The following is a 24,047-nucleotide window of genomic DNA, read 5'->3' as shown; positions in this document are numbered from 1 at the left end:
CTATGCAGCGCGACCCCTGTCGACCTGCCCATGCCGCCTCGCCCAGCCACGGATCCTGAAGCCGGTCCCGGACCGCGCGCCGACGACCTGCTCGCCTGGTACGACCGGCATCGGCGGGTGCTGCCCTGGCGGGCGCTCGCCGGCGCGATCCCCGATCCCTACCGGGTCTGGCTGTCCGAGGTGATGCTGCAGCAGACCACCATCGCGGCGGTGCGGCCGTATTTCGAGCGCTTCCTGACGCGCTTCCCCGACATCTTCGCCCTGGCCGGGGCCCCCGAGGAGGCGGTGATGTCGGCCTGGGCCGGCCTCGGCTACTACTCCCGCGCGCGCAATCTGCACGCCTGCGCGAAGGCGGTCGCGGCGGCCGGGGGGCGCTTCCCCGACACCGCCGAGGGCCTGCGCAAGCTCCCGGGAATCGGCGCCTACACGGCCGGCGCGATCGCCGCGATCGCGTTCGACCGGCCGGAGGCCGCCGTCGACGGCAATGTCGAGCGGGTCCTGAGCCGGGCCTACGCGGTGGAGGCGCCGCTCCCGGGCAGCCGGCCGGAGATCCGCCGCCTGACGCAGGCGCTCGTCCCGCAGGAGCGGCCGGGCGACTTCGCCCAGGCGCTCATGGATCTCGGCGCGACGATCTGCACGCCCAAGCGCCCCGCCTGCGCGCTCTGCCCGTGGATGCGGCCCTGCCGGGCGCGGTCGCTGGGCACGCAGGAGACCTTCCCGCGCAAGATCAGGGTCGCCAAGGGGACGCTCCGCCGCGGCGCCGCCTTCGTGGCGATCCGTAGCGGCGACGAGGCGGTGCTGCTGCGGACCCGCGCCCCCGAGGGGCTGCTCGGCAACATGGCCGAGCCGCCGGGGAGCGCCTGGGAGCCGGATTACGACGTGGCCGCCGCCCTGCTGGACGCGCCCCTCGACGCGCGTTGGAAGCGGCTCCCGGGCCTCGTCCGCCACGGCTTCACGCATTTTCCCCTGGAGCTGACGGTGTTCGTGGCCCGCGTCGCGCTGGCGACGCCGGCTCCGGCCGGCATGCGCTTCACGCCGCGCGGCGCCCTCGCGGACGAACCGCTGCCCGGCCTCATGCGCAAGGTCCTGGCGCACGCCTTCGACCCGAAGCCGGAGCCCGAGAAGAAGCCGCGCGGGCGCCCGCGGAAGGAGCCGCCGCCGATGCCGCTGCTGGCGGCGATGGAGGCGCCGATCTCGATGCCGGATCCCGAGCCCCGACCGCGCGTGCGGGCCGTCCCGAAGCCCCAGCCGAAGCCGGCGCCGGTGCCGCCGCAGGAGACGGACGAACTGTTCGACGGGGAGGTCGAACCATCGCCCGCACCGGCGCGGGCCCGGTCATCGCCGCGGCGGCCGGGGCCGGCCCGGAAGCGGTAGCCGACCGTCATCGCGAGCGCAGCGAAGCGAAGCGACCCAGGGCAGCGCGACATCTGTCTGCGTGGCGCTGCTGGATTGCTTCGCTCCGCTCGCAGAGACGGTGTGCTGGCTCAGCCGTTGGCCATCGCCTGCCGGAGACCGGCCCGGTAGCTATCGATCACCACCGGCTTGCCGCCGCGCTCCACGTGCCAGAACGTCCAGCCGTTGCAGGCCGGCAGGCCCTGCACCAGCGCGCCGATCTTGTGGATCGAGCCGATGACGAGGCCGTTGTCGAGCTGGCCGTCCGGGCGCACCGTGGCGCGGAACCGGCGGCGCTCGTCGGTCACGGTCTCGCCGGGGCGGATGTGGCCCGCCTCGATCACCGACAGGAACGGGACCCGCGGCTCGGCGCGCTTGGTCGGCGCCACCATGAGGGCGGCCCTCGACAGGGTCTCCACGGCGGCGATCCGCTCCCGGGCCGCCTCGGCGTAGGTCGCCTCGCGCTCGATGCCGATGAAGCGGCGGCCGAGGCGCTTGGCGACGGCGCCGGTCGTGCCGGTGCCGAAGAACGGGTCGAGCACCACGTCGCCGGGATTGGTCGCCGCGAGCAGCGTCCGGGCGAGCAGAGCCTCGGGCTTCTGGGTCGGGTGGACCTTGCGGCCCTCCGCATCCTTCAGCCGCTCCTCGCCGGTGCAGAGGGGGATGAACCAGTCCGAGCGCATCTGGAGGTCCTCGTTGCCCCCTTTCAGCGCCTCGTAATGGAAGGTGTAGCCCTTCGAGTCGGCCGAGCGCGAGGCCCAGATCAGGGTCTCGTGGGCGTTGGTGAAGCGCTTGCCGCGGAAGTTCGGCATCGGGTTGGCCTTGCGCCAGACGATGTCGTTGAGGATCCAGTAACCGAGATCCTGCAACGCGCTCCCGACCCGGAAGATGTTGTGGTACGACCCGATCACCCAGAGGGTCGCGTTCGGCTTCATCACGCGGCGGCAGGCGGCGAGCCAGTCCCGGGTGAAGGTGTCGTAGGCCTCGAAGGTCGCGAACTTGTCCCAGTCGTCGTCGACCGCGTCGACGCGGCTCTGGTCCGGGCGCAGGAGGCCGGCGTCGCCGAGCTGAAGGTTGTAGGGCGGGTCAGCGAACACGCAGTCGACGCTCGACGCCGGCAAGGCGTTCATGGCCGCGATGCAGTCCCCGACGAGTACCTGGTCGAGGGGCAGAGAACGCTGGGCGGGTACGAGACCCATCCGTGGCGCCGACGCGGGCCGCCCGGCACGCGAGACCTGTTTCCGGGCGACGGCGTCGGCAGCCACGGTACGCGGGGAAGCCATGGCAAACACCGGTTACGCGACTGACCGGCAGACCATGCGCCGGGTACGGTAAAGGTCACGTTGTCGATTTCGCGTCCGGCGCGTCCCGTTCTGGGGCTGCAGATTTTGCCGACCGGGCGCCCGGACAATCCTCCGACAGATTAAGCAACCGTTACCCGGCTGCGCCGCGCCCCCGGGATCGGGCGACAACACTCTATCCCTGCGGGTCCCGCGCGGCCGCGGCAGCCTGTGCTTGGGAAACAGCCGCACACGACAATCATCGTCGTGCCAGGGGCGCCGGGCGGGTCGCGCTTCCACCTCAGCGGGACGCAGGGTCACGCTCCGCGCAAGGCTTAAGAATGATGTCCTATTTTGCACCCTCCCCAACGGAGGCGAGCAGTTCTTGCTGAATACGCAGAACCACACGCCAATGCATCACCCGCAACAAGAGCGGAAATAAACTGAAATAAGCCGCCATGTAATGGGGATGACCAGCGCGAAATCGGCCAAAATGTGACCCCGACAGCCCGAAAAAGCCTGCCATATTCCGGCCCGTTTCGGGCACGACTGGCGCCGCCCCGACAAAAACAATGGGAATGCGTCGAGAATGTCGTTCGGTTTCGGTAAGCTCGTTGTCTCGCTTGGAATGCTGTCCACCGTCGTCGGAACAAGCCTCCCGGCCGCCGCCCAGAGCGGAGCGGCCTCCTGGTACGGGAGCGGCCATCGCACCGCCAACGGCGAGCGTTTCAACCCCAACGGACTGACCGCCGCCCATCGCAGCCTGCCGTTCGGCACGCGGGTCCGCGTCGAGAACAAGCGGACCGGCCGCTCGATCGTCGTGCGCATCAACGATCGCGGTCCGTTCGTGCGCGGCCGCATCATCGACCTGTCGCGCGGCTCCGCCCGCGCCCTCGGCATGGGCGGCGTCAGCTACGTGTCGCTGCAGGTCGTGCACTGACCCTTCACCGGCATCGAGCGCCCCGGCGCGCCTCCGCCCCGCGCGGGCGGGGCGGCCTCCGGGGCGTTGTCTGCCGGACCCGGACGCACCATCTGCTGCCGGGTTCAGCTCGGATCACCCGCCCATGCCCAAGCCCCTCATCGTCGACATCCCGCACGACCTCGGCCGCGACGAGGCCAAGCGGCGCCTGGAGCACGGCACGGATCAGGCGCGGGCCCTCCTGGCCAAGAGCGGAATCACGGTGGACCAGCTCGCCTGGACGGGCGACCGGCTCGATTTCGGCGTGTCCGCGGTGGCGCAGAAGATCGCCGGCACGATCGACGTGGGCGCGGAGAGCGTGCGCCTCGAGGTGAAGCTGCCGTTCCTCCTCGCCCTGTTCGCCGAGAAGATCCAGAAGGTGGCGAGCAAGGAGGGCAACCTCCTGCTGACGAAGAAGTAGCCCTCCGGAACCGGATCCGCCGCACTCTGTTTCCGCCGGACCGGTGCCGCTGTGCACCACCGGTCTCGCGGAGGATGACGGTGCCCGATTTCACGCTCGCCGACCCGGGGCAGGTCCCCGAGGTGCCGCCGCAGCCGACGCCGGTGCCGGACCGCCCCTACGATCCGCCGCAGGCGCCGACCCAGCCGCCCGGGCCGGAGATCCCCGGGAACACCCCGGCGGAGGCGCCGGGCATCCAGCCGCCCGAGATCCCCGTCAACGATCCGGGCGTGCCCGAGATCAGCCCGCCGACGGGACCGGCCAACCCGATCGCCTGATCGGGCGCCGACCGACGGGGGCGGCTCTGTTTGAACAGGCCGCCCCGCGCTGCCATAAGCCGGCCCATGGCCGCTCCCCCGCTCCTCACCCTCCAGGACGTCGCGCTCACCTTCGGCGGCACGCCGCTGATCACGGGCGCGAGCCTCGCCATCGCGCCGGGCGAGCGCACCTGCCTCGTCGGCCGGAACGGGTCGGGGAAGTCGACGCTCATGAAGATCGCCGCGGGCCTCACGGAGCCCGACCGGGGACGGCGCTTCGTCCAGCCCGGCACGACGATCCGCTACCTCGCACAGGAGCCGGATTTCACGGGCTTCGCCACCACCCTGGATTTCGTCGAGGCCGGCCTGCCGCCGGGCGAATCGACCCACCGCGCCCGCTACCTGCTGGAGAGCCTCGGCCTGACCGGCGCGGAGGATCCGAGCAAGCTCTCCGGCGGCGAGGGGCGCCGCACCGCGCTGGCGCAGGCGCTCGCCCCCGAGCCCGACGTGCTGCTCCTCGACGAGCCCACCAACCATCTCGACCTGCCGGCGATCGAGTGGCTCGAGACGGAGTTGAAGGGCACCCGCGCGGCCCTCGTGCTGATCAGCCACGATCGGCGCTTTCTCTCGGCCCTGTCGCGGGCCACGATCTGGCTCGACCGCGGCGAGACCCGCCGGATCGACCAGGGCTTCTCCAGCTTCGAGGCGTGGCGCGACGCCTTCTTCGAGGAAGAGGAGCGGGACCAGCACAAGCTCGACCGCAAGATCGCCGCCGAGGAGCACTGGCTGCGCTACGGCGTCACCGCGCGGCGCAAGCGCAACGTCCGCCGCCTCGGCAACCTGCACGAACTCCGGCAGAACCGCCGCGAGGTGCGTCGCCCGGTGGGCAGCGTCAGCATGCAGGCCTCAGACGCGGAATCTTCGGGGAGCCTCGTCGTCGAGGCCCGCGACATCGCGAAGAGCTACGGCGAGCGCAGGATCGTCGACGGGCTGTCCCTGCGGGTGATGCGGGGCGACCGGCTCGGCATCGTCGGGGCGAACGGCGCGGGCAAGAGTACCCTGATCAACCTGCTGATGGGCCGGCTCGCGCCGGATGCCGGGCAGGTGGTGCTCGGCACCAACCTGCTGCCGGTGGTGCTCGATCAGGCCCGCGCCGTGCTGGAGCCCGGGATGACCGTCACCGACGTGCTGACCGGCGGCCGCGGCGACAGCGTCACGGTGAACGGCCAGAGCCGCCACGTGATCGGCTACCTCAAGGACTTCCTGTTCACGCCCGAGCAGGCGCGCACGCCGGTCTCGGTTCTCTCCGGCGGCGAGCGCAACCGGCTGCTGATCGCCCGCGCCCTGGCCCAGCCGGCCAACCTCCTCGTCCTCGACGAGCCCACCAACGACCTCGACCTCGAGACCCTCGACCTGCTCCAGGAGATGCTGGGCGACTACCAGGGCACGCTGATCCTGGTGAGCCACGACCGCGACTTCCTCGACCGCGTGGCCGGCAGCGTGCTGGTCTCGGAGGGCGCCGGCCGCTGGGTCGAGTATGCCGGCGGCTACAGCGACATGCTGGTCCAGCGCGGTCAGGGCGTCGAGGCGCGGACCGTCGCGCCGAAGGCGAAGGAGTCGCGCGAGCGCGCCGCCGCGCCGGCCGCCCAGCCGTCGGGCAAGCCCAAGCTCGGCTTCAAGGACCAGCACGAATTGAAGACCCTGCCGGCCCGCATCGAGAAGCTGGAGGCGGCGATCGCCCAGCTCCGCACGATCCTCGCCGACCCCGAGCTCTACGCCCGCGACCCGGCCCGGTTCGACAAGGCCTCGACCATGCTGGCCCAGGCCGAGACCGAGCTGTCGCAGGCGGAGGACCGCTGGCTGGAACTGGAGATGCTTCAGGCGGGATGAGACCCGCCGCATCGCGCCGCGAGACGTACCCGACCGGAGACCGCATGACCGCCTATCAGACCCTCGAACAGCGCTTCGCCCGGCTCGCCGCCCTGGAGGGCGCGGCCGGGATCCTCGGGTGGGACGCGCAGACCCTGATGCCGGACGGCGCCGCCGAGGCCCGCGGCGACCAGCTCGCGATCCTCCGCGGGCTCGCCCACGGGATGCTCACGGCCCCCGAGGCCGCCGAGGAGCTGGCGGCGGCCGAGCAGGGCGGCGACCTCGAGCCCTGGCCCGCCGCCAACCTGCGGGAGATGCGCCGCGCGCAAGGACACGCCACGGCGGTCCCCCGCGACCTCGTCGAGGCCAGCTCCCGCGCCGTGTCCCGCTCGGAGATGGTCTGGCGCGAGGCGCGGCGCGACGCCGATTTCGCCCGCCTCGAACCCCACCTCGCCGAGGTGCTGCGGCTCCAGCGGGAGATCGGCCAGGCGAAGGGCGCGGCCCTCGGCCTCGATCCCTACGACGCGCTGCTCGACAGCTACGATCCCGGCATGCGCCGGGCGACGATCGACCCGCTCTTCGCGGACCTGACCGACTGGCTGCCGGCCCTGATCGCCCGCGCCCGGGAGATCCAGGCGTCCCGGCCGGCACCGCTCCCGCTCGCCGGCCCGTTCGACGTGGCGGTGCAGCGCGATCTCGGCCTGAAGCTGATGGCGGCGGTCGGCTTCGACTTCACCCGCGGCCGGCTCGACATCAGCCTGCACCCGTTCTGCGGCGGCGCCACCGACGACGTGCGGATCACGACGCGCTACGACGCGGCCGATTTCGGCCGGGCGCTGATGGGCGTTCTCCACGAGACCGGGCACGCCCTCTACGAGCAGGGGCGGCCGGCGGCGTGGCGCAACCAGCCGGTCGGCGCGGCGCGGGGCATGAGCCTGCACGAGAGCCAGTCGCTCATCGTGGAGATGCAGGCCTGCCGGAGCCGGGAGTTCTTCACCTTCCTGGCGCCGCTCCTGCAGGCGGCGTTCGGGCGATCCGGGCCCGAATGGTCGCCGGAGAACCTGCACGCGCTCAACACCCGGGTGGCGCCCGGCTTCATCCGGGTGGATGCCGATGAGGCGACCTACCCGGCCCATATCCTGCTGCGCTACCGGCTGGAGACCGCGATGATCGCGGGCGACCTCGCGGTGCGCGACCTGCCGGGGTCGTTCAACGACGGCCTGCGCGACCTCCTCGGGCTCACGGTGCCCGACGACCGGGTCGGCTGCCTCCAGGACATCCACTGGCCGAGCGGGGCGTTCGGCTATTTCCCGACCTACACCCTCGGCGCCCTGGCGGCCGCGCAGCTGTTCCGGGCGGCCCGCGCGGCCGAGCCGGCGCTGCCGGGCTGCCTCGCGCAGGGCGATTTCGGCCCCCTGCGGGACTGGCTCCGCACGCATGTCCACGCGGTGGGGAGCCTGCTCGACACCGACGACCTCCTCACCCGCGCCACCGGGACGAGGCTCGGCACGGCGGCGTTCCGGGCCCATCTGGAGGCGCGCTACCTCGGGGGCGCGGGCGCCTGAGACGCGGTGGCCGGGGAGGGGACGAACGACCCCTCCGCCGGCGACGCCTAGAGCGTCACCACGTCGACGGCGTCGCCGAGCCGGTCGCGGGCGATGTCCGCGACGTGGCGGTGGTGCGTGAACAGGATCGGCTGGACCCGGGCGCCGATCGCCGCCAGCGCGTCGAGGCCGTAGCCGGTCCGGGTCTCGTCGAAGGTCGAGAACAGGTCGTCGCCGATGAAGGGGGCCGGCTCGGCGCGGCCGGCGTAATCCTCCAGATAGGCCAGCCGCAGGGCGAGATAGAGCTGGTCGCGGGTGCCCTCGCTCATGCCCTCGATGGCGACCGTGCCGCCGCCGGCGCGCTGCCCGGCGAGCTTCGGCGTGTCGGCCTCGTCGTAGATCTGCGCCAGACCGGAGAACGCGCCGCCGGTGAGAGCCTGGAACAGCGCGCCCGCCCGGGTGACGAGCGGGTCCTGCTGCCCCGCGCGGTGGCGGGCGACCGCCTGCCCGAGCATCAGCCCGGCGAGCCGCAAGACGGCCCAGGAGCGGGAAGCCGCCTGGAGATCCGCCTCCGCGGCCTTGCGCTCCGCGAGGGCCAGCTCGGCGCCGGTGCCGCCCTCGAGCTCCGCCCGCCGCCGCTCCGCCCGGTCGCGGTCCGCGAAGATGACCTGTCCGCGCTCGGCCTGCTCGTCGGCCTCGAGCGACAGCCGCGCCAGCTCCGCCTCGATCGCCTCCGGCGACACGGTCTCCAGGCCGGCGCGCAGCTCGGCCTCCGGAAGCCCGTCGGCCGCGCCCGCGAGCGTGCCGCGGAGCCGCAGGCGCTCGGCGCGCAGCGCCTCCCGCGCGCTGAGGCGGCCGAACAGCCGGTCGATCTCCGGCGTCGGTGCCGCGGCGAGGTCCGGCATCACCTCGGCCACCTGCCGGGCGAGCGTCGCCCGCGCCGCGTCGCGCGAGTCGCAGGCGCCGCGATGGGCGGCCTCGGCCTCGTCGCGGCGGCGGTCGAGCTCGGCGCGGCGCGCCTCGCGGGCCTGCGCGGCGACGAGGCGGCCGTGGAGCGATCGGACCGCGCCGGCGGGCGACACCTCCGCGAGGTCGGGCGCCAGGGCCTCGACCAGGGCGACGGCGTTGGCTCGGAACGCCTCCATGTCCCGGCGGATCCCCGCCGAGCGGCGCTGTAGGGCGGCCCGCTCCGCCAGCCGGTCGGGCACGCTGCGCCACGCCTCCAGCGCGCCCTCGGCCTCTTCCGGACCGGCCGTGCCGTCGAGGCCGAGGGGCAGCAGCGCCGCCTCCCAGTCGGCCCGCCAGGCGGCGCGGCGGGCGGCGGTCTCCGCGAGGCTCGCCTCCAGCCGCGCGACGGATAGTCCGGCCGCGCGCAGCAGGCCGGCGGTCTGCAGGTTGGCCTCCCAGCGGCTCGCTAGGGCGGCGATCCGCGCTTCGAGACCGTCCAGCGCGGCGGCGATCTCGAGGTCCGGCGCGGCGTCGAGGCCGGCGCGGCTGCGCAGGTCGGCCAGGGGCCCCCGCGCGGCCTCGATCCGTGCCAGGAGCCGGTCGGCCTCGATCCGCTGCGCGGCGAGGCGCTGCTCGGCCTCGATCAGGCTCTCCACCTCGGCGAGCCAGGCCGCCATCTCGGCCGGAGGACCGGGCACGAGCCCGGCGGGCCGCCACGCCTCGCGCCACGCCGCCTCGCCCGCCGCGAGTTCCGCGGCGAGACCGGCGAGGACGTCGTCGGCTCGCGCGGCCTCCGCCTCCTCGGCGGCGAGCCGTTCCAGGTCGGCCGCGTGGGCGGCGACCCGGGCGGCGTCGGACGCGCGCTCGTCCGCGACGCGGTCGGCCTCGAGGAGCGCGCGCTCGAAGGCCGCGACCTCGGCGACGGCGGCCGCCCGGCCGGCCGCGAGGGCGTCGCGCAGCGGCGCGAACGCCGCGTCGCGGGTTGACCGCAGGGCGTCGAGCCGCTCCCGGGTGGCGACGGGCCGGCCGGCCTCGCGCTCGCGCAGCCGCGCCCGGGTGACCGCGACCTGCCGGCGGGCCGCGTCGCACCGGTCGGCGGCCCGTTCGTGCTCGCGGGTCTTCGCCTCGAGGCCCTGACGGTAGCGCGCCACCGTGTCGGGGGCGGGCAGGGGCGTCCGCACGAGGGCGGCGAGGTCGGGCACCGGCGGCGACAGCCGCTCGGCCTGGTTGCGCAGCAGCGCCGCCTCCCGGCGGATCGCGCCGTCGAGGGTGTCGCGGGCGGCGATCCACTCGTGCAGCCGGGCGAGGGGCTTCAGCGCCTCCCGGAGCGGGGTCGGATCCCGGGCCGCGTCGGCCGCCTCCACCTCGCGGGCGAGGCGTTCCCGCTCGGCGCGGGCGGCGGCGAGGTCGCGGGCGATCTGCTCCTCGGCGGCCGCCAGGGTCCGACCGTCGCGGATCAGCCGCTCGGTCCGCGCCCGCGCGGCGTCCGGGGGCTGGCGGGCCTCGAGCGCGGCGAGGTCGGGCACGCCGATCCGGGCGCGCAGCCGCTCCAGATCCAGCCCGACCTTGTGGGCGTCGCCCTCGATGCGGGGCAGGTCGGTGCCGCCCTTCTCGAACTCCCGGGTGCCGCTGAACGCCGCCAGGATCTCGTCCGCCCGATGGGTCAGCCCCGGCTCGACCGGCACCGATTCGGCCTCGCCGCGGGCCCGGTCGCGCGCGGTCTCGGCCCGCTCCGCCTCGGCGTCCGCGGCGCGGCACGCGTCCAGGGCCGCCCCCAGGCGGGCGATCCAGGCGGGATCCGCGTCGACGAGGTCGGTCTCGGCGGCGATGCGCCGCTCCAGCGCGTCGATCTCGGCGATGATCGGGCGGACGCGCTTGAACCGCTCCAGCCGGGCGCGCGCGACCGCGCCGGCCTTCTGCTCGGACCGGAGCGCCTCGAGCTGCGCGGCCGCCGCGGCGATCTCGTCGTTCAGGGCGCGCCAGTCGCCGGCGCGCAGGCCCCGCTCGCGGATCGCTCGCCGGGCCGTCTCGTGGCGCTCCAGCGCCTGGTAGAAGGTCCGGTGCTTGGCCTGGCGCGGGGCGAAGATGGCGTCGGCCTCCGCGTCGAGCGTCGTCTGCAGCTCCGTGAGGCCGCGCAGGCCCGAGCCCGCCGCGAACAGGCTCGCGCCGACCTCGCCCTCCACGTCGACCATCTCGCGCCCCCCGGCCCGGAGGCTCGCCGCGTCGAGCCCGAAGGCCCGGCAGAACACCGTCCGGGACAGGCCGCCGAGGAACGGCGCCAGCGCGTCGTCGGCGAGCGGCGCGTCGGCGGCGTCGATGAGGGTGCGGCTGTTGCCCTTCCGGCGGCGGAAGGACAGCCGGCGTCCGTCGGCGGCGGCGATCTCCGCGCCGAGGCGCAGCTGCGGCATGTCGTGCAGGAAGGCGTAGGGCGTGGTCTTCCCGAAGCCGAACAGCAGGTCGGTGACCGCCGCCAGCGCGGTGCTCTTGCCGGCCTCGTTGGCGCCCAGCACGACGTGCAGGCGCGCGTCGGGCCGGAACGCGACGGTGCGATCCGTGAAGGCGCCGTAGCGCTCGAGGGCGAGGCGGATCAGGCGCATCGGGGGTCCATGGGCGCGCGCCTCAGCAGTGCCGGCCGCCGAGGCGTCCGAGGACGAGGGCCTCGGCCTCGGCGCAGAGCGCGTCGAACTCCGCGTCGAGGTCGGCCTCGGCGGCGGCCGTCCCCGGCATCCGGCCGCCGATCTCGGCCAGCGCCGCCTTCGCCCGGGCGCGGAACTCGGGGTCGCGGTCGAGGTCGGCCAGCAGGGCCGCGGGGTCGATGGCGGCGCCGGTCGGCTCCGCCGCGGCGCGCGGGCGGCGGGTCTCGATCTTCAGGCGCTCCAGCCAGATGTCCTCGTGCAGCCGGTGCGCGGCCGCCTGGATCTCGGCCGTCAGGGACTCGCGATCGGCCGCGAGGGCGTCGTGGGCCCGGGTCGTCCCCGCGAGGTGGACGCGGACCAGGAGCAGCCGGCGTGCCGCGATCTTGGCCAGGGGCCTCAGCGCCGCCTCGACGGCCTCGACGGCGCCGCGCGCGTCGGCCACCGCCGCGAGTTCGACCGTGATCTGCTCGAATCGCGCCCGGTCGAGGGGCAGGCGGCTGACGCCGGTCACCCGACCGTCGGAGACGTCGACCACGACGGCGCCCTTCTCGCCGCACTCGCGCACGCTCCGGCCCTGGAGATTGCCGGGGAACACGATCCAGGGATCCCGGGACAGCTCCGCGTACTCGTGGATGTGGCCCAGCGCCCAGTACTCGTAGCCCCGGGCCGCGAGGTCGGCGACCGAGCAGGGGGCGTAGGTCTCGTGGGCGGCGTGGCCGGTGCAGGAGGTGTGCAGGACCCCGAGGTTGAACCAGCCCGGCACGGCGGCCGGGTAGGTGAGCGAGAGGTTCTCCTCCACCGCCCGGCCCTGGAAGCTGCGGCCGTGGACCGCGACGCGGAGCGCGTCGAGGCGAAGGGTGCCGGCGCGGGCGGTCGGGAAGACGTGGACGGAGGCCGGCAGCGTGATCGAGCGCGTGATGACGCTCTCGGCGTCGTGGTTGCCGCGCACGAGGATCGTCCGGATACCGGCGCGGTCGAGGCGGGCGACCTGCCGGGCGAAGAACAGGCCGATCGTGGTGTCGGCCCAGTCGCCGTCGTAGACGTCACCCGCGACAACCACGAAGGCGACCGACCGCTCGATCGCCTGGCTCACCAGATCCTCGAAGGCCTGCCGGCTCGCCGCGGCGAGGCGCCGGGCCAGTTCCGCGTCGCGCGCGGCGAGGCCCGACAGCGGGCTGCCGAGATGCAGGTCGGCGGCATGGATGAAGCTGAACGCCGTCATGGCCTCCGGACGGGATCGGTGGGATGGCGGTGCGCGGCGGTTCTCGGAGCGGCCGGCGTCGCCATGCCGGCTCTTAGGCCGCCGACCGGGTCGGCCTCAAGCGTCGCCCGGCGATGGGCTGTGGGGCGCCCAGGTCGGACCGCGCCCGCGCCCGGCGCGCATGCGGTCGAACGTCCCGGCTCCGGGCGCGTTAGAGCGTGGCGGTGGCGGGAGCGCCGCACGCTGAGGTACGAGACCGGCCCGATGAATCCTGCTGCACGCCCGGCCCGCTCCAACACCGCACCGTCACCCGTCACGCCGATCCGCCCCGCCGAGCGGCCGCACCAGCCCTTCAAGATCGTGAGCTGGAACCTGCTGCGGCGCACCGGCGCGGCGGTGGACGACGTTGCCGCCCTCGTGGCGCAGGAGAAGCCCGACCTGCTGCTGATGCAGGAGGCAACCCGCGCCATCGGCTTCCTGCTGGACCGGATCGGCGGCCACTACGCCTGGGCGCCCCTGCCGGGCCGGATCCACGGGCTCGCCATGTGGAGCCCGAAGCCCTGGGCGGCGCCGCCCCGGGTCATCGCGCTCCCCTCCGGCGCCCTCGTGCACCGGGTCTGCCAGATCCTCGATCTCGGCGAGTTCGGCGTGGCCAACGTCCACCTGTCGCACGGACAGATGCTGAACCGGCGCCAGCTGCGGCGCATCGTCAGCGAGCTGCCGCCGCGAGCGGCCGTGCTCGGCGACTACAATATCGTCGGCCCGGCGCTGATCCCGGGCTTCCGCGACGTCGGACCGCGGCAATCGACCCACGCGATGGTCGAGGTGCTGCCGCTGCGGCTCGACCGCTGCCTCGCCCGCGGGCTCGTCTGCCACGCGCACGCGGTGCTGCCGCGGGGACGCTCCGATCACCGGCCGATCGTCGTCCATCTCGGCCCGGCGCCGGAGGCGCACGCCCCCGCCCGGTTCAAAGGTATGGCAGCAGCAGTCGCACGCCTGCGTCGCGCAGACGGATCGGCAGGCCGCGCGCGGCGAGATCCTCCCGGCTGAGCCGCGCCTCCATCTTGCCGCGCATGAACCGGTCGAGGTCGGCGGCGAGGTCGGCGTCGATGATCTCGACGTTCAGCTCAAAATTGAGCCGGAAGCTGCGCATGTCCCAGTTGGCGCTGCCGACGAAGCACCAGATGTCGTCGACCACCATTGCCTTGGAATGGTCGAAAGGCGGCTCGTCGAGCCAGACGTTCACGCCGGCCCGCAGCAGCGGGTCGAGATGCGCCCGGGTCGCCCAGTCGATGTAGGGGTGGTCGCTGACCCGCGGGATGATCACGTCGACGGTGATGCCCCGGGTCGCGGCCTGGGCGAGGGCGCCGGTCACCAGCTCGTCGGGTAGGAAGTAGGGCGTCACGAAGCGCACCGACCGGCGCGCGCAGGCGAGCGCCTGGAGGATGACCTGCTCGATCTTCTCGACGTCCGCGTCCGGGCCGGAGGTCACCGCCCGGGCGACGCTCGGTCCGCACGGCTCGAGGTCGACGAACCAGGGGGGGCCGTCGAGGATCTCGCCGTCCACGAAGGCCCAGTCGGCCGCGAACGCGGCGGCGAGCTGCTCGACCACGGGGCCGGTCAGGCGGAAATGGGTGTCGCGGATCGGGTGCTCGGGCTTCAGGGCGACGCGGTTCGGGTGCGAGATGTTGAGGCCGCCGGTGAAGGCGATCCGCCCGTCGACGATCAGCAGCTTCTTGTGCGAGCGCAGATTGAGGAACGGCATCCGCCAGGGGAGGGCGGAGTGCATGAACAGGGCGGCCGGCACCCCGGCGGCCGTCAGGCGGTGGTAGACCGGCGCGCGGAAATAGCCGCCGCCGATCCCGTCGATGATGACGCGGACCTGCACGCCCCGGGCCTTCGCCTCCACGAGGGCGTCGCAGAATTCGCGGCCGGTGGCGTCGTCCCGGAAGATGTAGCTCGACAGGCCGATGCTGGACCGCGCCTCGCGGATCGCCGCCAGCATCACCGGATAGCCGGCGTCGCCGTTGCGGAACATCTGCACGGTGTTGCCGGCGAAGGCCGGCAGGCTCGTGATCCGCCGGATCGCTCGGTCGAGGGGCCAGAGCGCCTCCGGCACCACGGCGTCGTCGGTGTCGGGCAGCTGCGTCGCGTCGGACGGCTTGGTCCGCAGCCGCCGCGCGCGGCGCGAGACCCGGTTGATGCCGAAGGTCAGGTACAGGGCGGTGCCGAAGATCGGCGACAGCCACGCGAGCCCGATCCAGCCCACCGCCACGCTGACCCGGCGCTTGCGCAGCAGGGCGTGCAGGGTGACGCCGATCGCCAGCGCGAAGCCGATCAGGGCCTCGACATCCGACCGCATCAGGGCGGTCGACTGGACCCAGCGGGTGATCGCGTTTTCCAAGGTGAGGCTATCCGGGTTCGCGTCGGGAGGCGCCGGATCGACCTGAAGCGCATGCGGCGGGCGGATTAATCCGCCGGCTTGGCCGGATGCGCAATGGGCGCGGCGGCCGCGGCGGCCGCGGGCCGCTCGCAGCGATAGGGTCCGCTGCCGTCGAGGGCCCCGTACAGGACCCGGCCGCCGGAGGCGATGCAGCGCGCCTTGGCCTCGGCATAGGGCCGGTGGAAGCTCCAGATGGTGATCATCGGCCCGATCGTCGCGAGGCAGACGCCGCCGAAGATCACGGCGGCGGCCCAGGTGGCGCCGTTGCGGTTCGGCCGCGGGGGCCGCGGCGGCGGCATCGTGCCGTAGAAGGACAGCGTCAGACCGAGCAGGTCGAGGGTGCTCATCAGCCGTTCCGCGTGGCGGCGCCGAGCCCGGCAGGGTCGGACAGGCCCCTCATCCTAGGGCAGGGCGGCGCCATCACCTATGCGCGTCGCGCCGGAGGGCCTGCGTCGTATCGCGCCAGTGCGCGGACCGGGACGCCGGCTCACGGCTCCCAGCGGGGCGGCCGCTTGCCCAGGAAGGCGTCGATCCCCTCCTGCGCGTCGGCCATCATCATGTTCCGGGTCATGACCTCGGCGGTGTAGCCGTAGGCGTCCTCCAGGCCCATCTCGATCTGCCGGCCGAACGCCTCCTTGCCGATCGCCAGGACGCGCCGGGCCTTCCCGGCGATCCGGGCCGCCAGGGCGCCCACCGCCGCGTCGAGCTCCGCCTCCGGCACGACGCGGTTGACCAGCCCGATCCGCAGGGCCTCCCCGGCGTCGATCGGCTCACCGACCAGCAGCATCTCCAGGGCGGCCTTGCGCGATACGGCGCGTGACAGGGCGACCATCGGGGTCGAGCAGAACAGGCCGATCTGCACCCCCGGCGTGGCGAAGCGGGCGGTCTCGGCGCAGATGGCGAGATCGCATGTGGCCACGAGTTGGCAGCCGGCGGCGGTGGCGATCCCGTGGACGCGGGCGATCACCGGCTGCGGCAGGCGCGTGAGGCTCAGCATCAGCCGCGCGCAGGTGCGGAACACCGCCTCGGTCGCCGCGCGGGACGAGTCGGCGCGCATCTCCTTGAGGTCGTGCCCGGCGCAGAAGGCGGGGCCGGCCCCCTCCAGGATCACCACCCGCACGGACGGATCCGCGCGGATCGCGTCGAGCTGCTCCTGGAGCGCGCCCATCAGGGCCATCGACAGGGCGTTGCGGGCCTGCGGCCGGTTCAGCGTCAGCGTCGCGACCCCGTCGGCGTCGATGCGCAACAGCACCGGCGTCTCCGGGCTGGCGGCGTGGGCCGTGGCAAGGGCTGCGGTCATGGCGACGTCTCCCGGCGCCGGCCTCCCTGGCACGGGGCCGGTCGCGTCGTCGGACGGTAGCACGCAGGGTTCAGGTCCGCGACGGTGCCGCGGCGCGCGATCCGCGATGCGGCGGTTGTCAGGCGTGCTCGGCGAGGGCGAGGTCGAGGCTCGCGTAGTCGGCGCCCGGACCGTTCCACCACACCGCCGGATAGGCGGTGAGCCGGCCCATCACGCCGGCATAGGCGTCGGCGAGCGCGGTATCGACCACGACCAGCTCGGCGCCCGACTGCGCGAGGCTTTCCGCCAGCGCTTGGTCGCGGCCGGCGCAGTCGAGGCAGACGACGCGCAGCCCTAGACGGGTGAGGCCGAGGCGCATGGCCTCGACCTGCCCGAGATCCTGCACCAGGAGCGCCACGGCCTGCCCGGCCCGCAGGCCCTCGCCCCAGGCCCAGCGCGAGACGCGGTGCGGACAGACCGCCGCGACCGGCACCGCCGGCGCGCCGCGCCGCTCCGCGCTGGCGGCTCCTTGCGCACCCGGCCGGGCGCGCCGGTCGGCGTCGCGAGCCGGGAGTGGGATGGAGGCCGCCGGGTGATGGACGCCGTACATGCGATGCGGACCGCCTGAATCTGGACACACTGCAGGTCCTGGCGTGACGCGAGCAGGTTAACACTCTCTCTCACCCGGGCGTTCCGTCGAAGAACGACCGTCTTTTCGTCGACGCGCGGGCCGGCGACTGGACCTATGGCGAACGGGCCGTGAACCGGGACGGGTGAATTGCCGACATCTCGGGTCGCATCTTCGGTCGCATTGGCGCGCGCGCGGGTCCGGCCTATGTCCCGCCCGCCAGAGGCGGCCCGCGAGAGGCCGCCCCCGATCGAGGAACCGCCGCGCATGCGCCCCACTACGACCCGGATCACACTCCTCGCCGCCGTCACGCTCGCGGCCCTGCCGGCGCAGGCGCAGATCCGGAACGCCCCGTCGCCGCGGGCCCTGGAATTCGCCGCCTACATCTTCGCGGCCTCGAACGTCTGCGGCTACCGGATCGGCAGCGACCAGTTCGAGGCCCTGCTGGCGAAGCAGAACGTGCAGATCGGCGACGTCCAGCCGCGCGGACCGTTCGGCAACCGGGTGCAGACCATGTTCACGCTGATGTCGAACCAGATGGCGCAGAACCGCGACCAGGCCTGCCTCGCGGTGGCCGGCGAGTACGGGCCCGAGGGCACGGTGGCCAAGAACGTGCTCCTGCCCGCCGGCCAGGACCCCGCCGTGCCGGCGAAGCCCGCCGAGCCCGCCAAGCCGCAATAGCCCATTCGCGGGATCGCCGCCGGCCTCAGCCGAGGCGCCAGTCGATCGGCGGGCGCCCGTGCGCGGCGAGCCACCGGTTGGCCCGGCCGAACGGGTCGGAGCCGGGAAAATCCCGGGCCCGGTTGAGCGGCGAGGGGTGTCCGCTCTCGAACACGCCGTGGCGGGTCGTGTCGATGAGCGCGGCCCTGGCCCGCGCCTGGGCGCCCCAGAGCAGGAACACGGCGGGCTCCGCGCGGGCCGAGACGGCGCTCACGGCCTGATCGGTCAGCGGGGCCCAGCCGTAGCGCAGGTGCGCCCCGGCCTTGCCGGCCTCGACGGTGAGCGCGCTGTTGAGCAGGAGCACGCCCTGCCGCGCCCAGGGCGTCAGGTCGCCGCCGGCGGCGCGGTCGGATCCCGCCTCCGCCAGGATCACCTTCAACGAGGCGGGCAGGGGACCGGAGCCCACGAACGAGAAGGCGAGGCCGTTGGCGTCGCCCGGTGTCGGGTAGGGGTCCTGCCCGAGGATCACGGCCCGCACGTCCTGCAGCGGGGTCTCGGTCAGGGCGCGGAAGATCCGGTCCGGTGCCGGCAGGACGCGGGCGCCCGCGGCAATTTGGGCATCGACCCGCGCCGCCACGGCGTCGGCCTCCCCGCCGGCGAAGAACGGCAGGCTCAGCCAGGGCGAACCGGAGGCGCGGAAGGCCGTGAGGGCGTCGGCGACGGGTGTGGCGGCCATGGTCTCTCGCGATCGGTTTCCACGCCGAGATAGGAGGCGGACGCGCACCGTCATCGGCGCGGCGGTTGCGGCCGGGAGCCGCTCGTGTTTAGGGACGGGGGTCGAGCGCGCGGCCTGTCTCGGTGCGGCATGTCGCGTCCGCCCTTCGCCGGGCGGCTTCGCACCCTACATGGAAGCGCACCCGACGGGGTTTAAGCGCCGGCCAAGCCGAGGCGTACCAGGGCGTACGCGCCGGCCGCCGGATATCGGAAGCCAGAGGAAGGATCTCGGCGCGCGGCGCCGGAACGCTGCCATGAACGAACGCGTCGAACCCGCCGCGCTGGCGAATGGCCGGCCCCTCGCACCGCTGCAGCCCGCGGCGAACACCCTTCCGGCCGACCACCCGAAGGTGGCCTGGGGCCGCGTCGGCGTGCTCCTGATGAATCTCGGGACACCCGAGGGCACGTCCTACTGGCCGATGCGCCGGTATCTCAAGGAGTTCCTGTCGGACCGCCGGGTGATCGAGGTGCCGCGGCTGATCTGGTGGCCGCTCCTCAACCTGATCATCCTGACGAAGCGCCCCGGGCCGAAGGGCCGCGACTACGCCAGCGTCTGGAACAACGCGCTCAACGAGGGGCCGCTGAAGACGATCACGCGCGGCCAGAGCGAGCGCCTCCAGGCGGCCATGGGCGAGTCGGTGGTCGTCGACTGGGCGATGCGCTACGGCAAGCCCGAGGTCGCCGGCCGGATCCAGGCGCTGCTCGACCAGGGCTGCGACCGGATCCTGCTGGTGCCGCTCTACCCGCAATACGCCGCCGCGACCTCGGCCACGGCCTGCGATCAGGCCTTCCGGGCGCTGATGGACATGCGCTGGCAGCCCACGGTGCGGGTCTCGCCGCCCTATCACGACGACCCGGTCTACATCGCCGCCATGGCCGATTCGATCCGCGAGGGCCTAGCCAAGCTCGACTTCGAGCCGGAGGTGATCCTCACCTCGTTCCACGGCGTGCCGCGGAGCTACCTGCTCAAGGGCGACCCGTACCATTGTCAGTGCCACAAGACCGGGCGCCTGATCCGCGAGGCGCTCGGCCTGTCTCCGGAGAAGATGCGGGTCACCTTCCAGTCGCGCTTCGGCAACGAGGAGTGGCTGAAGCCCTACACCGACGAGACGGTGATGGAACTCGCGAAGTCGGGCGTGAAGCGGATGGCGATCGTCGCCCCGGGCTTCACGGCGGACTGCCTGGAAACCCTCGAGGAGCTCGACGGTGAGAACCGGCACTATTTCGAGGAGAACGGCGGCGAGCGCTTCGCCTACATCCCCTGCCTGAACGACAGCGACCTCGGCATGCGGGTGATCGAGCACGTTGTGCGCCGCGAGCTTCAGGGCTGGATCTGAGATCCCGGCCGGGATGCCGCTTGCGGCGCGGCCCGGCCCGCCTATTATTTTCCTAAGCCGAACGGGCCCATCGGTTCGGCGCGGGAGGATCACATGGCGTTCTTCATCGGCATCGCGTGTCCGTGGCTGCTGATCGCGGTGCTCGACAGGATCGCCGAGGGGCGCCGCGGCGCCGAACTCTCGGCCCTCGGCATCACGCCCCAGCCGGCCCCGGCGCGATCCAGCTACCTCGTCCCGGATCGGCCGTACTGACGACACGGCGCGGCCCCGCAGGGCCGCGCCGGTCAGCCCCGGACCGTCACTTCTTCGGCTCGGGCGCGGCCTGAGCCGCCGGCGGCGCGTCGGCGCGGTCGATCTTGGCCTCCGAGCGGAGCTTCAGGATCATGTCCTGCTGCGCCTTGCGGATCAGGTGCTGGTCGATCTGCTCCTTGAGCTCGTCGAAGGTCGGCTGCGGCTTGGTCCGCTTCTCCTCGACCTTGATCACGTGCCAGCCGAACTGGGTCTTGATCGGGTCGGAGACCTGGCCGGGCTTCATCGCGAAGGCGGCGTTGGCGAAGTCGGGCACCATCCGCTCCTTGGTGAACCAGCCGAGATCGCCGCCCTCGGCCTTCGAGCCCGGGTCCTTGGACGCCTCGGCGGCGACCTTGGCGAAGTCCTCGCCGCCCTTGATGCGCGCGGCGATCTTCTTCGCCTCGGCCTCGTTGTCGACCAGGATGTGGCGGGCGTGCACCTCCTCCTCGGGCTTCATCAGCTTGACGGTCTGGTCGTAGATCGCGTGCTCCGCCTCGGGCGTGACCGCGCGCTTGGCCTCCTGCTCCAGGTAGTCGTCGAGCAGGAGCTTGTCGCGGAAGTAGGCGAGCTTGCGCTTGAATTCCGGCGAGTCGCCGATCTTGGCGGCCTCGGCGGCCTGCGCGCCGACGCGGAGGTCGACCATGTAGTCGACGAGCAGGCTCTTCTTCTGGGCCTCGTCGACGCCGGGCAGCGACAGGGCCGGGTCATCGGCCGCGATGGCGAGGTCGCCCTGCGTGATCGGCTTGCCGTTCACGCTCGCCACGACCGCGTCGGCGCTCGGCGCCGCGGCCGGCGCGGCGGGCGAGGCGGCGGCCGGCGTGTTGGCGGCCGGCGTCGGGGCCTTCTGGGGTGCCTGGGCCAGCGCCAGTCCCGGCATCGCGATCATGACGGCGAGCGCGCTGACGCGCCGGAGAAGGGCGGTGTTCGGCATACGGGCGAAGTCCTCGGCTCACGTCTCGGCGTCGCGCCGGATCGGCCGGGCGTCGCGCCGCGGCACAGGTGGCCCGCGTCGGGCGAGAAGGCAAGCGCGGCCATTTCACCGGTGCCGGAACCGTGACCGTACCGGCATGCGTTGAGGGCTGCCCCTTCCAGGTGCGCCGGGCGATGTTTACCTCTATAAGCCCGGCCAACTCCGTCCAGGCCGGCCCGCCACGCTCACCCGTGGGCGGGCTCGCGCGTCCGCAGGTCTATGATGCTCGGCTCCATCGCCAAGAAGATTTTCGGCTCCTCGAACGACCGCCGCGTCAAGGGCTACCGCCCGCGCGTCGCGCAGATCAACGCGCTGGAACCGGAGATCCAGGCCCTCTCGGACGAGGCCCTGCGCGCCCGCACCGACATGCTGAAGGCCGAACTCGCCAACGGCAAGAGTCTCGACGACATCCTCGTGCCGGCCTTCGCCACGGTGCGCGAGGCGGCCAAGCGCGTCTTCGGCCAGCGCCACTTCGACGTGCAGCTCATCGGCGGCATGGTGCTCCACGAGGGCGGCATCGCCGAGATGAAGACCGGCGAGGGCAAGACCCTGGTGGCGACGCTGCCGGTCTACCTCAATGCCCTGGAGGGCAAGGGCGTCCACGTCGTCACCGTGAACGACTACCTCGCCTCGCGCGACGCCGAGTGGATGGGTCAGGTCTACCGGTTCCTGGGCCTCTCCGTCGGCACGATCGTGCACGGGCTCGACGATGCGCAGCGCAAGGAGGCCTACGCCTGCGACATCACCTACGGCACCAACAACGAGTACGGCTTCGACTACCTGCGCGACAACATGAAGTACGAGCTGTCCCAGCTGGCACAGCGCGGGCACAACTTCGCGATCGTCGACGAGGTCGATTCGATCCTGATCGACGAGGCGCGCACGCCGCTGATCATCTCAGGGCCGGTGGATGACCGGTCGGAACTCTACGTGGCGGTCGACGCGCTGATGCCGCGCCTGCGCAAGGAGTTCTACGACCTCGACGAGAAGCAGCGCACGGTCTCGCTGACCGAGGAGGGCAACGAGTTCATCGAGGAGGCGATGCGCGAGGCGGGCCTCCTGAAAGAGGGCGACCTCTACGACGCCCACAACGTCACGCTGGTCCACCACGTGAACCAGGCCCTGCGCGCCCACACGCTGTTCACCCGCGACAAGGACTACATCGTCAAGAACGACGAAGTGGTGATCATCGACGAGTTCACCGGCCGCATGATGCAGGGCCGGCGCTACTCGGAAGGCCTGCACCAGGCGCTGGAGGCCAAGGAGCGGGTCACGATCCAGCCCGAGAACCAGACGCTCGCCTCGATCACCTTCCAGAACTACTTCCGCCTCTACAAGAAGCTCGCCGGCATGACCGGAACCGCCTCGACCGAGGCCGACGAGTTCGCCGAGATCTACAAGCTCGACGTGGTCGACATCCCGACCAACAAGGAGGTCGAGCGCGTCGACGAGGACGACGAGGTCTACCGGACCGTCGGCGAGAAGTACGAGGGCATCATCGCCGAGATCGACAAGGCGCATGCGCGCCACCAGCCGATCCTGGTCGGCACCGGCTCGATCGAGAAGTCGGAGCACCTCGCCGAGATGCTCAAGAAGGCCGGCTACAGCCTGCTCGACTACTCCGACCCGAACGCGCTGACCGACGTCTACGCCGCCGCCCGCGAGGGCCGGGTGACCAAGCGCTTCGCCGTGCTCAACGCCCGCTTCCACGAGCAGGAGGCCTACATCGTGGCCGAGGCGGGCGTGCCGGGCGCGATCACCATCGCCACCAACATGGCCGGCCGCGGCACCGACATCAAACTCGGCGGCAACCTCGAGATGCGGATCGAGAAGGAGCTGGGCCACCTCGCCGACGGTCCGGAGCGCGACGCCGCCATCGCGGCGATCAAGGCGGAGATCGCCGAGAACCGCACCAAGGTGCTGGCCTCGGGCGAGCCGGCCGATCCGGAGGCGGGCCGCAAGAAGGCGCTGCCCGGCGGCCTCTACATCATCGGCACCGAGCGTCACGAATCGCGGCGCATCGACAACCAGCTCCGCGGCCGCTCCGGACGCCAGGGCGATCCCGGCCGCTCGAAGTTCTACCTGTCGCTTCAGGACGACCTGATGCGCATCTTCGGCTCCGACCGCATGGACGGGATGCTGCAGAAGCTCGGCCTGGAGCAGGGCGAGGCGATCATCCACCCCTGGATCAACAAGGCCATCGAGAAGGCGCAGCAGAAGGTCGAGGCGCGCAACTTCGACATGCGCAAGAACGTGCTCAAGTACGACAACGTCATGAACGACCAGCGCAAGGTCGTGTTCGAGCAGCGCCGCGACTTCATGGGCCAGGACAGCGTCCGCGAGACCGTGGACGAGATGCGCGAGGGCGTGATCGACGACCTCGTCGCCCGCCACATCCCGGAGAACGCCTACGCCGAGCAGTGGGACGTAGCCGGCCTGCGCGAGCAGGTGAAGGAGATCCTCAACCTCGACGTGCCGGTCGAGGACTGGGCCAAGGAGGAGGGCATCGCCGACGAGGAGATGCGCGAGCGCCTGCTCAAGGCGGCCGAGACCGCCTACGCCGAGCGGACTGAGAAGAACGGCGCCGAGGTCACGGCCTATATCGAGAAGCAGGTCCTCCTGCAGACGCTCGACCATCTCTGGCGCGAGCACCTCGTGACGCTGGACCACCTCCGGCAGGTGATCGGCTGGCGCGGCTTCGCCCAGCGGGACCCGCTGAACGAGTACAAGTCCGAGGCCTTCGACCTGTTCAACGGTCTCGTGACCGCCCTGCGCGAGCAGGTGACCGCGCAGCTCTCGCGGGTCGAGATCATGATGCAGGAGCCGCAGGAGGAGTACCCGCCCGGCGGTCCGGCGCTGCCGCCGATGTTCGCCCAGCATCTCGACCCGGTCACCGGCGAGAACGAGATGGACTACGCCGGTCTCGGCTCTGGCAGCGACGGCGGCGGGGGACCGGCCTACGGCTTCGCGGCGCAGGGCCTCGCGGCGGACGGCGCCGTGCTGGAGCGCGACCCGACCGACGCCGCCACCTGGGGCCGCGTCGGCCGCAACGAGCCGTGCCCGTGCGGCTCGGGCAAGAAGTACAAGCACTGCCACGGCAGCCTCCAGGCCTGAGGCGGG

General features: G+C 72.8%; 20 protein-coding genes. 11 read left to right on the top strand and 9 right to left on the bottom strand.

Going from position 1 to position 24,047, the window contains the following annotated elements; genetic code table 11:
* The first annotated feature begins 30 nt into the window (after window positions 1–30).
* Complete coding sequence (gene mutY / locus ACQKQD_RS19740; RefSeq protein WP_427509333.1) at window positions 31–1,374, top strand: A/G-specific adenine glycosylase; 1,344 nt, start codon at window positions 31–33, stop codon at window positions 1,372–1,374.
* A 110-nt stretch (window positions 1,375–1,484) separates the two neighbouring features.
* Here mutY and ACQKQD_RS19735 read toward each other — a convergent pair whose 3' ends face one another.
* Window positions 1,485–2,675 carry a site-specific DNA-methyltransferase gene (locus ACQKQD_RS19735; RefSeq protein ID WP_280141568.1) on the bottom strand — a complete coding sequence of 397 codons (1,191 nt, stop codon included), beginning with the start codon at window positions 2,673–2,675 and terminating at the stop codon, window positions 1,485–1,487.
* 586 nt (window positions 2,676–3,261) lie between these two features.
* Here ACQKQD_RS19735 and ACQKQD_RS19730 point away from each other — a divergent pair.
* The 5 genes from ACQKQD_RS19730 (at window position 3,262) to ACQKQD_RS19710 (ending at window position 7,781) form a co-directional block, all read left to right on the top strand.
* Window positions 3,262–3,612 carry a septal ring lytic transglycosylase RlpA family protein gene (locus ACQKQD_RS19730; protein WP_020093388.1) on the top strand — a complete coding sequence of 117 codons (351 nt, stop codon included), beginning with the start codon at window positions 3,262–3,264 and terminating at the stop codon, window positions 3,610–3,612.
* Between the two features lie 124 nt (window positions 3,613–3,736).
* On the top strand, window positions 3,737–4,051 hold the full coding sequence (locus ACQKQD_RS19725) for a polyhydroxyalkanoic acid system family protein (protein WP_020093387.1): 315 nt from the start codon (window positions 3,737–3,739) through the stop codon (window positions 4,049–4,051).
* 74 nt (window positions 4,052–4,125) lie between these two features.
* Complete coding sequence (locus ACQKQD_RS19720; protein WP_020093386.1) at window positions 4,126–4,368, top strand: hypothetical protein; 243 nt, start codon at window positions 4,126–4,128, stop codon at window positions 4,366–4,368.
* 66 nt (window positions 4,369–4,434) lie between these two features.
* Window positions 4,435–6,237 (top strand): ATP-binding cassette domain-containing protein, encoded by a 1,803-nt coding sequence (locus ACQKQD_RS19715; protein WP_056525268.1) that lies wholly within the window; start codon window positions 4,435–4,437, stop codon window positions 6,235–6,237.
* A 44-nt stretch (window positions 6,238–6,281) separates the two neighbouring features.
* On the top strand, window positions 6,282–7,781 hold the full coding sequence (locus tag ACQKQD_RS19710; RefSeq protein ID WP_427509332.1) for a carboxypeptidase M32: 1,500 nt from the start codon (window positions 6,282–6,284) through the stop codon (window positions 7,779–7,781).
* Window positions 7,782–7,828: 47 nt separating this feature from the next.
* On the opposite strand, the gene ACQKQD_RS19705 is transcribed toward ACQKQD_RS19710, so the two are convergent.
* Together ACQKQD_RS19705 and ACQKQD_RS19700 are read right to left on the bottom strand one after the other, a co-directional pair.
* A complete protein-coding gene (locus ACQKQD_RS19705; protein ID WP_427509331.1) occupies window positions 7,829–11,305 on the bottom strand; it encodes an AAA family ATPase in 3,477 nt (1,158 codons plus the stop codon).
* A 22-nt stretch (window positions 11,306–11,327) separates the two neighbouring features.
* Complete coding sequence (locus ACQKQD_RS19700; protein WP_427509330.1) at window positions 11,328–12,566, bottom strand: metallophosphoesterase family protein; 1,239 nt, start codon at window positions 12,564–12,566, stop codon at window positions 11,328–11,330.
* Between the two features lie 243 nt (window positions 12,567–12,809).
* Here ACQKQD_RS19700 and ACQKQD_RS19695 point away from each other — a divergent pair, with 243 nt between their 5' ends.
* Window positions 12,810–13,595: an endonuclease/exonuclease/phosphatase family protein gene (locus ACQKQD_RS19695; protein WP_175556264.1), complete on the top strand. Its 786-nt coding sequence runs from the start codon at window positions 12,810–12,812 to the stop codon at window positions 13,593–13,595.
* On the opposite strand, the gene ACQKQD_RS19690 is transcribed toward ACQKQD_RS19695, so the two are convergent.
* The 4 genes from ACQKQD_RS19690 to ACQKQD_RS19675 form a co-directional block, all read right to left on the bottom strand.
* A complete protein-coding gene (locus tag ACQKQD_RS19690; RefSeq protein WP_427509329.1) occupies window positions 13,513–14,949 on the bottom strand; it encodes a phospholipase D-like domain-containing protein in 1,437 nt (478 codons plus the stop codon). The genes ACQKQD_RS19695 and ACQKQD_RS19690 overlap by 83 nt on opposite strands.
* A gap of 65 nt (window positions 14,950–15,014) precedes the next feature.
* Window positions 15,015–15,335: a hypothetical protein gene (locus ACQKQD_RS19685; protein WP_020093379.1), complete on the bottom strand. Its 321-nt coding sequence runs from the start codon at window positions 15,333–15,335 to the stop codon at window positions 15,015–15,017.
* Between the two features lie 140 nt (window positions 15,336–15,475).
* Window positions 15,476–16,288: an enoyl-CoA hydratase gene (locus ACQKQD_RS19680; protein WP_427509328.1), complete on the bottom strand. Its 813-nt coding sequence runs from the start codon at window positions 16,286–16,288 to the stop codon at window positions 15,476–15,478.
* A gap of 118 nt (window positions 16,289–16,406) precedes the next feature.
* Complete coding sequence (locus ACQKQD_RS19675; RefSeq protein WP_427509327.1) at window positions 16,407–16,877, bottom strand: AMP-dependent synthetase; 471 nt, start codon at window positions 16,875–16,877, stop codon at window positions 16,407–16,409.
* A 285-nt stretch (window positions 16,878–17,162) separates the two neighbouring features.
* Here ACQKQD_RS19675 and ACQKQD_RS19670 point away from each other — a divergent pair, with 285 nt between their 5' ends.
* Window positions 17,163–17,576: a hypothetical protein gene (locus ACQKQD_RS19670; protein ID WP_427509326.1), complete on the top strand. Its 414-nt coding sequence runs from the start codon at window positions 17,163–17,165 to the stop codon at window positions 17,574–17,576.
* 25 nt (window positions 17,577–17,601) lie between these two features.
* On the opposite strand, the gene ACQKQD_RS19665 is transcribed toward ACQKQD_RS19670, so the two are convergent.
* Window positions 17,602–18,291 carry a uracil-DNA glycosylase gene (locus ACQKQD_RS19665; protein ID WP_427509325.1) on the bottom strand — a complete coding sequence of 230 codons (690 nt, stop codon included), beginning with the start codon at window positions 18,289–18,291 and terminating at the stop codon, window positions 17,602–17,604.
* A 292-nt stretch (window positions 18,292–18,583) separates the two neighbouring features.
* Between ACQKQD_RS19665 and hemH the strand changes: the two genes are divergently transcribed.
* Window positions 18,584–19,666, top strand: coding sequence for a ferrochelatase (hemH, locus tag ACQKQD_RS19660; protein ID WP_020093374.1), 1,083 nt, complete (start codon window positions 18,584–18,586; stop codon window positions 19,664–19,666).
* A gap of 93 nt (window positions 19,667–19,759) precedes the next feature.
* Window positions 19,760–19,918, top strand: a complete 159-nt coding sequence (locus tag ACQKQD_RS19655; RefSeq protein WP_020093373.1) for a hypothetical protein — start codon at window positions 19,760–19,762, stop codon at window positions 19,916–19,918.
* A gap of 46 nt (window positions 19,919–19,964) precedes the next feature.
* Here the strand turns inward: ACQKQD_RS19655 and ACQKQD_RS19650 are convergent, their stop codons facing one another.
* Window positions 19,965–20,888, bottom strand: coding sequence for a peptidylprolyl isomerase (locus ACQKQD_RS19650; protein WP_427509324.1), 924 nt, complete (start codon window positions 20,886–20,888; stop codon window positions 19,965–19,967).
* A 261-nt stretch (window positions 20,889–21,149) separates the two neighbouring features.
* Between ACQKQD_RS19650 and secA the strand changes: the two genes are divergently transcribed.
* On the top strand, window positions 21,150–24,041 hold the full coding sequence (gene secA, locus ACQKQD_RS19645) for a preprotein translocase subunit SecA (RefSeq protein WP_026604963.1): 2,892 nt from the start codon (window positions 21,150–21,152) through the stop codon (window positions 24,039–24,041).
* The last annotated feature ends 6 nt before the right edge of the window (window positions 24,042–24,047 follow it).

The organism is Methylobacterium sp. NPDC080182 (genome assembly GCF_050281105.1).
GTDB lineage: Bacteria > Pseudomonadota > Alphaproteobacteria > Rhizobiales > Beijerinckiaceae > Methylobacterium.
This window is presented reverse-complemented; position numbering and strand designations above follow the sequence as displayed.